Source organism: Hyphomicrobium sp. NDB2Meth4 (genome assembly GCF_900117445.1).
Taxonomy (GTDB): Bacteria; Pseudomonadota; Alphaproteobacteria; order Rhizobiales; family Hyphomicrobiaceae; genus Hyphomicrobium_A.
Window position 1 is genome coordinate 474,492 of sequence record NZ_FPEJ01000013.1, and the last position, 12,462, is coordinate 486,953.

The window sequence follows — 12,462 nt, forward strand, 5'->3', positions numbered from 1 at the left end:
AAATACTTGCGTGTAATGCAACTCCGCGAAATTATGTCGCGCGTAGATGAGGCACGTCAACGTGCCCATGGGAGATGGGAGACCCAAATGACATTGGCGGCAGATAATCGTGATGTAGCAGGCGCGCCGGCGCATACGGAGCCGGGAGGCTTGCACCGGACCATCGACTGGAAAGGCGCTTTCTGGATCGCCAGCGGCGTTCCCGCTCTGGTGCTCATCTCGATCGGTGGGATGGGCGCGACTGCAGGCAAGCTGGCGTTCCTGGTGTGGACGATCTCCGTCGTGATGGGTTTCCTGCAGGCGTACAGCTACGCGGAAATCGCCGGGCTCTTTTCAAACAAGTCAGGTGGCGCGGCGGTGTACGGCGCTGCGGCCTGGCTGCGGTACAGCAAGCTGATCGCGCCGCTGTCCGTGTGGTGCAACTGGTTCGCGTGGACGCCGGTGCTTTCACTCGGTTGCGCCATCGCTGCGGGCTACATCCTCAATGCGATCGCGCCGATACCGTTGTTCTCGCCGGATTCGCCGCAGGTGGTCGCCTGGCTGCACGACATGGCCAACGCCGCTGCGATTGCCGGCAAATCAGGCGATGAGGCAGCGAAGATCGCAATCGCGGCTGTCACGGATTCAGCAACCCCCGCGCTGCGCACGTTCAAGGTTGTCGAGTTCAGCCTCTTCGGCCTCGCCAAGATCGAGGTCGGCGCGACGTTCTTCATCGGCGCTATCCTCATGCTCGTCGCGTTCGCGATCCAGCATCGCGGCATTCTCGGCACGGCCCGCATCCAGATGTGGATTGGATTGCTCGTTGTCGTGCCGATGCTGATCGTCGGCATCGTTCCGTTCTTCAATGGTGGCGTGAACTATCAGAACTTCACGCCCCTAGTGCCGCCTAACGGGGAGTGGAATAATTTCGGCTGGACCTTCTTCCTCGGCGCACTCTTCATCGCCGGTTGGTCGACGTACGCGTTCGAGACGGCGGTATGCTACACGCGCGAATTCCGCAATCCGAAGACCGATACCAAGAAAGCAATCATCGCCGCGGGCGCGCTTTGCGTCGTCCTCTACTCACTGGTCGCGACGGCCTTCCAGGGCCACCTCGGACTCGAGGGCATGACGCAACCGGGCATTGTCGACGGAACGGGCGTTGCGGCGGCCATGGGCGACATGGTCGGCGGCGGCAATGTCATCATCGTCCACCTTCTGGAAATGATGATGATCCTCGCGCTCATCCTCGCCATCATGATGGCCATGGCAGGATCGTCGCGCACGCTCTACCAGGGCGGCGTCGATGGTTGGCTGCCGAAGTATCTCGGCCACGTCAACGAGCACGGCGCTCCAACGCGGGCGATGTGGACGGACCTCGTGTTCAATCTGGGTCTGCTGACGTTCGCCGCGTCGGATGCCACGGCGTACTATCTGATCCTGTCGATCTCCAACGTCGGGTACATGATCTTCATCTTCCTGAACCTGCAGGCGACGTGGATTCATCGTATCGACAGCCCGCAGATCCCGCGGCCCTACAAGGCTCCGAACTGGCTCGTGGGCGTCAACGCTCTGTTGGGCTTCGTGAACCTCGTCCTGATGGGTGCCGGCGCCAAGGTGTGGGGCAATCCGAACGCGCTTTGGTACGGCCTCGCCTTCGCGGCGCTGATTATCCCCGTGTTCCTGTTCCGCCATTATGTGCAGGACCGCGGCAAGTTCCCCGATCACATGCTCGAGGATCTCAACCTCAAGAGCCAGGATCTCGGCGCGCGAAAGGCAGGCATCCTGCCCTATCTGACGCTTCTGCTCGCCGCGGCTGTGGTTATCGCGTCGAACTACTATTTCCAGCTTCCGCCCGGCTAGGTGGAAGCCTGAAGGGCGGCCTTGTTCCCCTGGGTCGCCCTTCAGCCCTTTCCAGTAATGCGGAGCACCACTACGACCTGCATGAGCGCCCGGATTTCGGCGCTCGAACGCCCAGCTGGAACCCGCAGGCAGCTTATAAACTGGTGCTTATCAATAAAGTAGTGGTGGGCCCGCCAGGATTCGAACCTGGAACCAGACGGTTATGAGCCGTCAGCTCTAACCATTGAGCTACGGGCCCGTGCCACCCTGCGTGATCGAGAGATTCGCGGGCACGGCGACGCCCCTCATAGCAGACTTGGCCGCGCCTCCAAAAGCTACACTTTTCGCCGCGAAAGATCCCCCAAGCCGCAATAGGGTGATCCGAAGTTCAACACGCAAAGGTAATTGCATGCGCTCCCTAGCCGTCTTCCGCCCAGCCATTGCCGGCCTTGCCATGCTCGGCGCCGCCACCACTCTCAGCGCTGCCGAAAGCCCGCAACGCTCCATCACCGTGACTGCCTCTGGCACCGTGTCGATCGAGCCGGACCAGGCGCGTGTCAGTACCGGCGTCACCGCCGAAGGATCGACCGCCCGCGAGGCGCTCACTGGCAACACGTCCGCCATGCAGAAGGTCATCGGCGAGCTGAAATCCGCCGGCATCGATCCCAAGGACATCCAGACATCCTCGTTTCGCGTCGAGCCGCGATACACCCGCCCTCCCGAGGGGCAGGCACCGAAAATCGACGGCTATTCCGTTACCAACGAGGTCCACGTCCTCGTGCGCGACCTGGAAAAGCTCGGCGACATTCTCGACCGGCTCGTCACCGCCGGTGCCAATCAGCAGTCGGGCCTGAGCTTCGAGGTCAGCAAGGCCGAAGAAGCACGTGATGAGGCGCGCAAGCAGGCCGTCGCTAATGCCCGCCGCCGCGCCGAGCTTTATGCGTCGGCCGCTGGCGCCGAGGTCGGCGAGGTGCTGACGATCACCGAAGGTGAGGCGTTTATGTCGCCGCGACCGATGTTTGCCCGCGCCATGAAAGCCGAGGCAGTGCCCATCGAGCGCGGCACCGAAACCCTGGAAGCGAGCGTCACCATCACCTGGGCGCTGAAATAGGGGCCATCGTCACGCTCATGCGAGCGTGACGACCTCCACCTTGTCGGCGAGCTTTGCAGCGCCGGGCTGATTGAGCCAATCGACGTAATTGCGCATCTCGCCGGAGTTGCGCAGGTGGCGCAGACGGCCGAGATCGATGTCCGCGGCCACCCATTGCGCCGCGTTCAACTCGCCCTGGGCGAGGATGCCGGTATCGGAAACGGTATGCTCCGATGGCACGTAGATGCCCGCCGAACCCGAATTGTGATCGACCGCCGGTGACCACAACGCATCGCCCACCGTCGGGCTTACGACGGCCGCGATCTGGTTCTCCAGCGCCCGCGCCCGCGAGCCGGTGCGTACACGATGATAGCCCGAGACGCGCTCCGTGCATGAAGGTACGAGCAGCAACTCGGCGCCGGCCTCGGCCATGGCCCGGGCCAGCAACGGGAATTCGCTGTCGTAGCAGATGTTGATGCCGATGAGCCCGAGGCTGGTATCGAACACGCGCATCTCGTGGCTCGCCGAGATGCCCCAGTCGACTTCGAACGGCGTCATCACCAGCTTCTCTTGCACGCCGACATTGCCCTTGGGCGTCACCAGCTGAGCCGCGTTGGTGTAGCGGCCAGGGCCTTTGCGCGAGGGGCCGCTGCCGACCAGAATGTGCACGCCGTGCTTGGCGGCCAGCTCCTGATGCAACTGAACGCGCGCGCCTTCCAGCTCCGCCACGGCATCGAGGGTCGCGGCGAGGTCGCGATAGACCGCCTCGCCAAGCGCCGCCGCCTGCTCGATCGCGGCGTATTCGGGGAACACAAGCACTTCCGCGCCCGTGGCAGCGCCATCGGCAACCCAACGCGCGATCTTGTCCCGCCACGCATCGAGCGTGGCCGGCTGATCGATGGGATACTGCGCAGAAGCGACTTTGAGGGTCTGGCGAGGGCTCATGACGGCGTTATGTAGTGCCTTCGAGCGGTTTCATCCAGAACTGCATCTGGTGCGTGGTCTCGTCGGCCTGGTCTATGTCCTTCCAGTCGTAGGTGGCGACGAGCCCCTCGACGGGCGCGTAGCCCCTCTTCGTCCAGAAGGCATCGAGCGGCACGTAGTCCTTCGGCTTCAGCGGGTGATCATCGGGACGCACTACGCGGCAGAAAGTCGAATGCGTGAAGCCGCCGAGCTTCTTTGCGTGCGCCTCGCGTCCATCGAAGAACGCATGTCCGAGGCCATGTCCGCGGTGCGATTTCAGCAGCACCGACTCGCCGCAGTAGAAGATCTTGTTGATGTCGTAGCCAGCCTTCTCGAACGGCTCGGCGAACTCATCGGCGTGTTCAATCATCGGCGCGGCCGTCGAGGCCCCGACGATCTCCTCGCCATCCTTGGCGATGATGCAAACCGCACCGGGCGCCGCCGCGAGCTTGGCCAGGTACTTCTCTTCGTAGTCCAGCGTGCCATCATAGAGATACGGCCAGTCGCGGAACACGACGATGCGCAGCCGCGCCAGCGCCGGCAGTACCGTATGAATCTCTTCGCCAGTAAGAGATTTGACTTCGATCGCCATCAGGCCCCCGCAGAGCTTATTCGACGGTCGGCTTGTCGGTGACCTGCTGGATCACGTTCGATTGGCCGAGCAGCACGATCTTCGGCTTGTGCGTCTTGGCTTCTTCGAGATCCATCTGCGCATAGGCGCAGATGATGATCCGGTCACCGATGCACGCCCGCCGGGCGGCCGCGCCGTTGAGGCCGATGACGCCACTGCCCGCCGGGCCTTCGATCACGTACGTCGCAAAGCGCTCGCCGTTGTCGATGTTGTAGATCTCGATGTACTCGTTTGCCAGGAAGCCGGCGGCACGGATGAGATCCGCGTCGATCTTCAGCGAACCCTGATAGTGCAGGTCGCATTCCGTGACGGTGGCCCGGTGCAGCTTGCACCTCAACATCTTGACGAGCATTACGCGTGCCTTCCGAGTGCGGCTCAGCCGGAAACCTGCGCGATCCAGTCGGTCAGGTTGTAATAGGTGGTGACGCGGGCGATCTTGCCGTCGCGAATGGCGAAGAACGTGCCGGCAGGCAGGATATAAGTCTGCCCCTTGGCTTCGGGCAGCCCGCTGTCCGTGGCTTTGTAGACGCCATGCACGTTGAACTCAGCCGAAGCGCGCGCGCCGTCCTTGCTCACCATCACCACGACGTTCTCGAGCTTCTCTTTGTAGTGGTGATCCATGCGCGCATTGAACGCTTTGAACTTGTCGATGCCGATGCGGCGCTCGCCCTGATTGACGTCATGGATGACGTCATCGGTGAGACAGGCCAGCATCCCGTCGCTGTCGCCCGCGTTGAAGGCCTCGTAATAGCGGCGGATGAGAGCTGCGGTTGCACTCCGCGCTTGGCTTTCGGCGTCGCTCATGGTCGCTCCAGTGATTGAAAGTTCGCTGCGCTCTTAGCAGGTTAGGGGGCCGACTGCTACTGGCCGGTACAGCGACATAGGGGCAGTATCACAGATGGCTAGAGATCGAAGCAGCCGGCAGGGGTTAACGTGCCGCCCAATACAAAAAAGGCCGCGATTTCCGCGGCCTTTGTAGGGGAGCAGGGGATGGATCAGCGGCGGTTGCTGGCCGAGCGACGGGCGATCTCTGCCTTGGAGACTTCGCCGGCAGCGGCGAGGGCGGAGATGCAACGTTTCGACAGCCGGTAGCCGACGGCGCGCATGCACTTGCGGGTCTCGGCGCTCTCCGGCTTGAACTTGGCACAGTTGGACAGATAGTCGTTGGCACAGGCGGCGCGCACCTCGGGGCTGACGGCGCCCGCATGCGGAGCGGACGCGATGGCGGCCAGAAGGGCAACTGCGGCGACGAACGCAGCGCGGTACGCGTGAAGACCAAAACCCGTTGACGTTGCGAACATGCCTACATTCCTCTAGCGAGCGCACAACTCACGGCGCTCAGGGATACCCGACAGGCACGCGTGCGGCTGTTCCCGCCGAGACGGGCTGCCGCTCGCGGCCTTGTTTACTTGGACGAAGTGCTCTCAGGGCGATTGGCTGACGACCAAACTGGCTCGTCGTCCTGCGAATGAGCATGAACCGTTAAGGTAACCGGCAGGTAAACGAACGCGATTCACCGCGTCCTGGCGGCGTGTTAGCTCCGGTCGGAACCACTTGTGCGCAGATCACCCGCGGCAGGGACGGGCGTCCACGTCGGCGCTCCAGCCCGCCGACTCCTTCGTGTAGCGGACCGACTTTCCGCCCGCGCGCGACCAGCGCGCCCACGCCGAACCGTATTCGAAGTTGGTGAAATCGGCCCAGGAGCGAGCAGCCGCAGCCTGCGCCGCCGCCTTGGTGCGGCCGGTTCCGGAACCCGAGTGATAGTGATCCGCCATGCACAGTCGGCCGCCTTCTTTCCGCAGCGTGTGCGTATAGGCAAAGCCCGTGTCGTCGGCCCAAGCGCCGGAGCAGAAAGCCAGCGACGTCAGAACGCCGGCCACGATGGCAATGCGGTGCATGATCTTCCCCCGGGTCAGTCCCCACAGTCGTCACGACTGTCAGACTATTCCTGCCACGGATGATCTGCAACGCCGTGCAGTGTGGGGTTGGCAGAAAACGCGCAGGCTACCAGCGCAGGCGATCCATCACCGCGATCGGTCGGGGGGCAGGGGGGGCAAAAAGCACGGCGAGCTTGCTTCCGTCGAGTTCGTCGGTGCCCATCGCCTCGTCGCGATGAATGCCGGAAGCGACGAAAATGGCGTCTATGCCGGCAGCCTCCGCACCCTTCAGGTCCGTGCGCAGACTATCGCCGACGGCAATGATCCGTGCGCGCTCGACGTTCGCTCCGCGCTTAGCCTCCGCCGCGCCGTGCGCCGTCTCGTATGCGTTAGCGTGCGGCTTGCCGGCCCAGAACACTTCCCCGTCCATGCGCTCGTACAGGTCGGCGATGGCACCGGCACACAGGTACTGCCGCCCGCCGACATCCACCACCAGATCCGGATTGGCACACACGAAGGGCAGCCCGCGAGCCTTGGCGCGCTCCAGCACGGGGCGGTAGTCGTCGGCCGTCTCGTTGAGATCGTCATTCAGACCGGTGCACAAGATGGCATCTGCCTCCTCGATCTCCGCAGGCGAGGCAGCGATGCGCGAGAAGGTGGCAGCGTCACGCTCGCGCGGCCCGATGCAGTAGAGCTGCGTGTATCCCTTCTCCGCGATGTGGCGCAGAGCGATTTCCCCGGACGCCACGATGCCGTCGTATGCGTCGCGCGGCACCGCGCGCGAATCCAGCATAACGGCCACGCGCTCACCCGGCACCGGCGCGTTGGAAACCAGGATCACCGTGCCCCCGCCGGCGCGAAAGCGCAGCAGAGCATCGCACGCCTCGACGAATGCCCGATTTCCATCGTGCAGCACGCCCCACACGTCGCAGAACATGACGTCATAGCGCGAGAGCAGGTCCCCGGCATGGGCCAGGATAGGCGGAGGCGAAGTGTGGCGAGGCATCGATTGGGGGATCCGGAATTGAACCGCGGTGGGCCTCAATACGTTGTGACAGCCAAAATGCCAAGCCAACCCATGGTCCTAGGGAGAAACCGATGACTGAGCGCAAGCCGAGACAGCCGGACGCACGTGAGACGCTGGGCGAGGGCGCACCACCGCGCAAGCGTAAGGAGAGCACTACCGCCGTGGAGAAGGCGCGCCCCACGCGCGGCAATGAGGAAGCGGACGCACGCATGATCGAGCGCAAGCGCGACGCCCGCATCCGCGACGGCCTCTGACGCTCAGCCGCTGCGAAGGCGACAAGTGCTGCTAGGATGCATCGCGATGGCGTTGCTCGCACTTGGTCGCAGGGGCAAGACACGGGTCAATGGGAAAACACCACACGCCGAAATCAGTCTATCGCATCGGCGCTGGCGCCATCACTGCAGCCCTGGTTGTCGCGCAGTACTGGCTATCGGTCGTTGACGCCGCAGACAGTGCGCTACTGACCCGCTCACTGCAGTTCTTCAGCTTCTTCACCATCCTCACCAATCTGCTGGCAGCAGCGGCACTGCTTGCCCCGGTCATGGCCCCGGGCGCCGCGCTGGGCCGGCTTCTTGGTCGCCCAGGTGTGCGCACCGCTATCGCCGGTTATATGATCATGGTGGGCGTCGTGTATTACCTGCTGCTCGTAGGGCTGAGCGATCGCCAGGGTGCGTCGCTCTTCATCGAGCACGCTCTTCACGCCGTGACGCCACCTCTGTTCGTGGTCGACTGGCTGCCGTTCGTAGATCGCCGCTCGGTCGACTGGCGCGTCGGGCTTCGCGGTCTCGCCTACCCGCTCATTTATCTGGCATGGACGCTCGGCCATGGCGCCACGTCGGGGTGGTACCCATACCCATTCCTCGACGTCGCCGATCTCGGCTACGCGCGCGTGCTCGGCAATGCCGCCGGCCTTGTTGCCGTCTACATCGCCCTGGAAGCGGTATTGGCGGCTATCGGCAGAGCGCTTCCCGCGCGCTCCACCGAAGCTTAAATCCGAAGCTTACTTCGCTTCGATCTTCACGGCGGGTGTGTCGATGACGATGCCGTGGCGTGAATGCTCGTAGTAGAGATAGCCGAGTACTGCGACGGCAACGGCCAGCACGGCGATAATGACTGTTTTCGCGTCCATTACAGGTTCTCCTGCCTCGTTGGACTGACGAGTGCCACAAGGCCGTGCATTACGCAATCTCGGCCTGGGGGGATTACCCGGGTGCTCACCGCGCGCCTTCCAGCTATGATGGCCTCAGCTGAACTGGGCAATCTCGGGTATTCGTCTGATGTCGAAGCGCTATCTCGCAGCCGTCTCGGCTCTCCTCGCCGCCGTCGTGAGCATTCCCGCGCTTGCAGCCCTGCAGGCGGGGGCACAGGCACCGATGTTCACCGCGCAGGCGACCTTGGCCGGAAAGCGATTCACGTTCTCCCTCGCCGACGCACTGAAGAAAGGGCCCGTCGTCGTCTACTTCTACCCCAAGGCGTTCACGTCCGGCTGCACAGCCGAGGCGCACGAGTTCGCCGAGGCCATGGACGACTTCAAGGCGCACAACGCATCCGTGATCGGCATTAGCGGCGACGACATGGACACGCTGGACAAATTCTCCGTGTCCGAATGCGGCGGCAAGTTTCCCGTCGCTTCCGACCAGGACCAGGAGATTATGACCGCATACAAGGCGGTCATGTTCGGCATCCTGCCTTACGCCAACCGCACGTCTTATGTGGTCGCCCCGGATGGCACGATTGCCTACGAGTACACGGCGTTGAGCCCACACGACCACGTCAAGAACACGCTCGAGGCCGTCAAGAAGCTCGGGACGGCGAAGTAGCCACCCCACCTTTATCGCGTACCCTCATCCACTGAAACGGTCGCTGTCCGGCCGACGATCAGCTTCAAGTCGGACGGCACCTTATCGAGCTTGACGCGGACGGGGATGCGCTGCGCCAGCCGAACCCATGAGAACGTCGGGTTGACGTTGGCCATCAGGCTTGAGCCATCCGAGCGTTCGCGATCCTCGATGCCGCCGGCGATGCTTTCGACACGGCCGTGCAGCGTCTCGTTCCCGCCCATCAGGTGCACGGTAACCGGGTCGCCCGTGCGGATGCGGTCCAGCTTCGTCTCCTCGAAATAGCCCTCGACCCGCAGCGTGTCGGAGTCGATCAGCGCCAGTACGCCCTTGCCCACAGTCACATACGCGCCAGGGCGCAGCGTCATGTTGGTCACGCGCCCGTTCACCGAGGCATGTATCGTCGAGCGTTCGAGATTGAGCTTGGCGAGATCCCGATCGGCTGTTGCACGCTCCAACTCGGCCCGTGCCTGCAGGGCGGCCGACAGGGATTCTTCCTTCTTCTGCTCTGAAGCTGCCACGGCGCTTAAGCTCGCGTAACGATGTGCATCTGCGTCGAGGTGCGCAACCGCTGCCTTCTTGCCCTCCACGGCCGCCTCGGCTTGTCGCAATGTGAGTTCATACCGCTCAGGGTCGACGCGGAACAACGGATCACCCCGCTTTACGTCCTGGTTGTCCTTCACCAGGACTTCCGTTACGAGCCCCGACACATCCGGCGCGACAGCAACGACGTCCGCCCTGACTCGGCCATCGCGCGTCCATGGCGCCTCCAGGTAGTAGTCCCAGATCGCCATGCCGATCACCACCGCCAGCGCGACCGTTAGCAGTGTAACGGCGACACGAAGGATCGTTGAGGCGATGTTGCCAACGGAGAGACTGATCATGCGAGATAGCTTGCCGTCCAGACGACGGTCCCAAGAGTGACTACGTAAAGAGCCAGATCAAACAGCGGTCTGTGCCAGATGAAGCGATAAGCGCCAGCAGCGGAAAGAAGATGCCGCAGCAGCATGGTCGCGAGAAAGGCGAGCACCATCCACACGAACAAGCTCGGTAGGAACACACCGAAAAAGTCGACTTCCTCGATCATGCCGGCACCATCGTCTGATGAGTTTCGAAACCGTCTATTTCGGGGAAGAGTCCGCGCCGCAGACCGACGAGTCCCATAAGTGCCTCATGCACGGAAGGTGTCTGTCGCTCTTCGAGGACCCTGCCTATTGCCGCATCTATGGTGGTGACAAGCGCAGCATCTCCGCCTTCGAGGTTGGCGCGGAAGTGACGCGCGACATCGACCAGAACGGATTCGACTGCGGCTTCCGCGCGAGGGGGCAGCAAGGCGCGCACCCGCCGCAGTTCGACGATATTGATGCCGCTGCGCACCTCTGCCAGCAACTCCTTCGTCCACTCGGCATCCTCCGGGGGTAGCGCGGCAAGGCGCGGCGCCATCAGCCCGACCCGATCGAGCATCAGCGCGGCGAGTTCCAGTCCATGGCTTCGGCCGCCATGCGACGCCGAAAGAATGAGGTCACGCCGATTGACGTCGCGAAGGCGGTGCGCGCTCCACGCAGCCCCCACCGAACGCACCAGCCGGATCACGATGGCCGCCGTCCAAATCCCCACGAGCACGGCGATGGCCGAGTTCGCGAACGGCGTGAATTCGCCGACCGCGCCGTTCTGGATAGCGATCATGCTGGTGCCGTTGACGGCGACGCCAGTCGCAAACACCGCTGTCCGCGGCTGCGCCATGAAGAGGCCGACGGTTATGAGCCAGGGCGCGAGGGCCAGGATCAGCATCTCGAATGTCGTCGCATGAGGGAGCACGCCGAACAGGTAGATTCCCGAGCAGATCGCGCCGACGATGGCCGCGTTGGCGAAACTAATGATGTAGGGAGCCGGATCGTCGAACGTCGCGAAGAACGAGCACGCTATCGCTGCCATCATCGGCGCGGCCGAGCCGTCCGGCCAGCCGGTTCCGATCCAGATCGCACAGGTGGCGACAATGGCAAGAAAAGCTCCGACGCCCGACAGCAGTGCCATGCCATGATCGCGGTGCCGGATAGACTGAACATTGGCGCTGTACTCGAACGCCATCGGCTCGCTCAACGGTGTCCCGTTGCGCAGGAAGCCCTGTAGACGCCTCGTATCCTGGCGCAGGTTGATGAACTCCCTCAGCCGCATCAAGAGGCTGGCCAGAACCATATCTGTCCAGCGCGACCCAGGAGCGAGCGGAGGTTCGAGCGCGCTGGCTCGGGCTGAAAGCGCCCTCGCTACGTCGGGATCAGTCACATCTCCGTGCAGCCATTCTGCAGCATCGTGCAGCAGCTTTTGCACCGCGTCTGGTAACGCGTTTGCCCGGCGAAGGGCACCGATGCGATCGGACATCGACGACGCAATCGGCAGAAACATCAGCATGTGCTGGCGTAGCGCGGTCAGTGCAGAGCCCGCCTTGGCCAGTCTGGACGACTCATAACGCAGAGAGGTCGCAAGGCTGTCCAGCGCGACGGCATCGGAGGCGAGCCGCAGCCGCTGACTTTGCGTGTCGAGGCTAGCGGGATGCCCCTCGAGAACTTCGATCGCCCATGCGCGAGCGCCCAAGATCCAATTGTCGAGACGCTGCGAGATGATCGGCAGCACTGACTGCGGAAACACGATGGACGAGACCGCGCTGGCGCATAGGATGCCGAGCGTGATCTCCTCGACGCGAGAGACGGCTACGTCGAAGATCGTGCCCGGCGCGTCCACCGTCGGAAAGCCGACGATCGCCGCAGTATAGCCGGCGAGCATTGGCACATAGCTGCGCGGTGTGCGATCGAGCAGCGACAGGTAAAGGCAGCCCGCCACCCATGCCGCAATCGCAACCGTCAGCAGCTCCGGCGAATTGACGAGGTTCGGCACCAGGACGACACTCACTGCAGCCCCAAGCAGCGTTCCGAGCACGCGATAGAGGGCCTTTGAACGTGTCGCGCCCGCGAGCACTTGGCTGGTGATGAAGACAGTGGTCAACGCCCAGTAGGGTCGTGCGAGGTCGAACCACATCGCCAAGTAGAGCGCGATGATCGCCGCTGAGAATGTTTTCAGCGCGAACAGCAAGTCGCGCGCAGTCGGAAGGGCTACCATCGAGTTGAACTCTGGGCGGGCCGCAGCGGGCGTGTGGCGCCTCGAGCTGTGCCCTGAGGGTTGCCAGTCGCGCCTTAATTTTTCGCTGTGTCTGTAGTCGG

The 12,462-nt window shown here is 63.3% G+C and carries 16 protein-coding genes and 1 tRNA gene; 5 read left to right on the forward strand and 12 right to left on the reverse strand.

The annotated features are described in order from the left end of the window. Positions 1 to 87 precede the first annotated feature (87 nt). Positions 88 to 1,842, forward strand: a complete 1,755-nt coding sequence (locus NDB2M4_RS17150; protein WP_083556547.1) for an APC family permease — start codon at positions 88 to 90, stop codon at positions 1,840 to 1,842. A gap of 162 nt (positions 1,843 to 2,004) precedes the next feature. On the opposite strand, the gene NDB2M4_RS17155 is transcribed toward NDB2M4_RS17150, so the two are convergent. Further along, a tRNA-Ile gene (locus tag NDB2M4_RS17155) sits at positions 2,005 to 2,080 on the reverse strand. Positions 2,081 to 2,230: 150 nt separating this feature from the next. On the opposite strand from NDB2M4_RS17155, the gene NDB2M4_RS17160 reads away from it, so the two are divergent. Beyond that, positions 2,231 to 2,932, forward strand: coding sequence for an SIMPL domain-containing protein (locus NDB2M4_RS17160; protein WP_072377247.1), 702 nt, complete (start codon positions 2,231 to 2,233; stop codon positions 2,930 to 2,932). A 15-nt stretch (positions 2,933 to 2,947) separates the two neighbouring features. Here NDB2M4_RS17160 and NDB2M4_RS17165 read toward each other — a convergent pair whose 3' ends face one another. The 7 genes from NDB2M4_RS17165 to NDB2M4_RS17195 all read right to left on the reverse strand — a co-directional run bounded on the left by NDB2M4_RS17165 (position 2,948) and on the right by NDB2M4_RS17195 (position 7,388). Next, positions 2,948 to 3,856, reverse strand: a complete 909-nt coding sequence (locus NDB2M4_RS17165) for a carbon-nitrogen hydrolase family protein (RefSeq protein ID WP_072377249.1) — start codon at positions 3,854 to 3,856, stop codon at positions 2,948 to 2,950. Between the two features lie 7 nt (positions 3,857 to 3,863). Beyond that, a complete protein-coding gene (locus tag NDB2M4_RS17170) occupies positions 3,864 to 4,466 on the reverse strand; it encodes a GNAT family N-acetyltransferase (protein ID WP_072377251.1) in 603 nt (200 codons plus the stop codon). Positions 4,467 to 4,482: 16 nt separating this feature from the next. Then, the gene (gene panD / locus NDB2M4_RS17175) at positions 4,483 to 4,857 is read right to left on the reverse strand and encodes an aspartate 1-decarboxylase (RefSeq protein WP_072377253.1); all 375 of its coding nucleotides are present in this window, start codon (positions 4,855 to 4,857) and stop codon (positions 4,483 to 4,485) included. Positions 4,858 to 4,880: 23 nt separating this feature from the next. Next, entirely contained in the window at positions 4,881 to 5,309 is a 429-nt protein-coding gene (locus NDB2M4_RS17180; RefSeq protein ID WP_072377255.1) for a ketosteroid isomerase-related protein, read from the reverse strand. 191 nt (positions 5,310 to 5,500) lie between these two features. Beyond that, positions 5,501 to 5,806 (reverse strand): hypothetical protein, encoded by a 306-nt coding sequence (locus NDB2M4_RS17185; RefSeq protein ID WP_072377257.1) that lies wholly within the window; start codon positions 5,804 to 5,806, stop codon positions 5,501 to 5,503. Positions 5,807 to 6,070: 264 nt separating this feature from the next. Then, positions 6,071 to 6,403, reverse strand: coding sequence for a hypothetical protein (locus NDB2M4_RS17190; protein ID WP_072377259.1), 333 nt, complete (start codon positions 6,401 to 6,403; stop codon positions 6,071 to 6,073). Positions 6,404 to 6,509: 106 nt separating this feature from the next. After that, on the reverse strand, positions 6,510 to 7,388 hold the full coding sequence (locus NDB2M4_RS17195; RefSeq protein WP_072377261.1) for a TIGR01459 family HAD-type hydrolase: 879 nt from the start codon (positions 7,386 to 7,388) through the stop codon (positions 6,510 to 6,512). A 92-nt stretch (positions 7,389 to 7,480) separates the two neighbouring features. Here NDB2M4_RS17195 and NDB2M4_RS17200 point away from each other — a divergent pair, with 92 nt between their 5' ends. Next, positions 7,481 to 7,663 carry a hypothetical protein gene (locus NDB2M4_RS17200; protein WP_072377263.1) on the forward strand — a complete coding sequence of 61 codons (183 nt, stop codon included), beginning with the start codon at positions 7,481 to 7,483 and terminating at the stop codon, positions 7,661 to 7,663. Between the two features lie 89 nt (positions 7,664 to 7,752). Further along, positions 7,753 to 8,400 (forward strand): Pr6Pr family membrane protein, encoded by a 648-nt coding sequence (locus NDB2M4_RS17205; RefSeq protein WP_072377265.1) that lies wholly within the window; start codon positions 7,753 to 7,755, stop codon positions 8,398 to 8,400. A gap of 9 nt (positions 8,401 to 8,409) precedes the next feature. On the opposite strand, the gene NDB2M4_RS20630 is transcribed toward NDB2M4_RS17205, so the two are convergent. Beyond that, positions 8,410 to 8,538, reverse strand: coding sequence for a hypothetical protein (locus tag NDB2M4_RS20630; protein WP_280173548.1), 129 nt, complete (start codon positions 8,536 to 8,538; stop codon positions 8,410 to 8,412). A 148-nt stretch (positions 8,539 to 8,686) separates the two neighbouring features. On the opposite strand from NDB2M4_RS20630, the gene NDB2M4_RS17210 reads away from it, so the two are divergent. Next, complete coding sequence (locus NDB2M4_RS17210; RefSeq protein ID WP_072377267.1) at positions 8,687 to 9,229, forward strand: peroxiredoxin; 543 nt, start codon at positions 8,687 to 8,689, stop codon at positions 9,227 to 9,229. Positions 9,230 to 9,240: 11 nt separating this feature from the next. Here the strand turns inward: NDB2M4_RS17210 and NDB2M4_RS17215 are convergent, their stop codons facing one another. Genes NDB2M4_RS17215 through NDB2M4_RS17225 form a run of 3 tightly spaced genes read right to left on the reverse strand, consistent with a single transcriptional unit; the run spans position 9,241 to position 12,361 of the window. After that, positions 9,241 to 10,131 (reverse strand): efflux RND transporter periplasmic adaptor subunit, encoded by an 891-nt coding sequence (locus NDB2M4_RS17215; protein ID WP_072377269.1) that lies wholly within the window; start codon positions 10,129 to 10,131, stop codon positions 9,241 to 9,243. Further along, entirely contained in the window at positions 10,128 to 10,334 is a 207-nt protein-coding gene (locus NDB2M4_RS17220) for a DUF1656 domain-containing protein (RefSeq protein ID WP_072377271.1), read from the reverse strand. Before NDB2M4_RS17220 ends, NDB2M4_RS17215 begins: the two co-directional genes overlap by 4 nt. Then, the gene (locus tag NDB2M4_RS17225; RefSeq protein WP_072377273.1) at positions 10,331 to 12,361 is read right to left on the reverse strand and encodes an FUSC family protein; all 2,031 of its coding nucleotides are present in this window, start codon (positions 12,359 to 12,361) and stop codon (positions 10,331 to 10,333) included. The genes NDB2M4_RS17220 and NDB2M4_RS17225 overlap by 4 nt, the downstream gene beginning before the upstream one ends. Between the last annotated feature and the right edge of the window lie 101 nt (positions 12,362 to 12,462).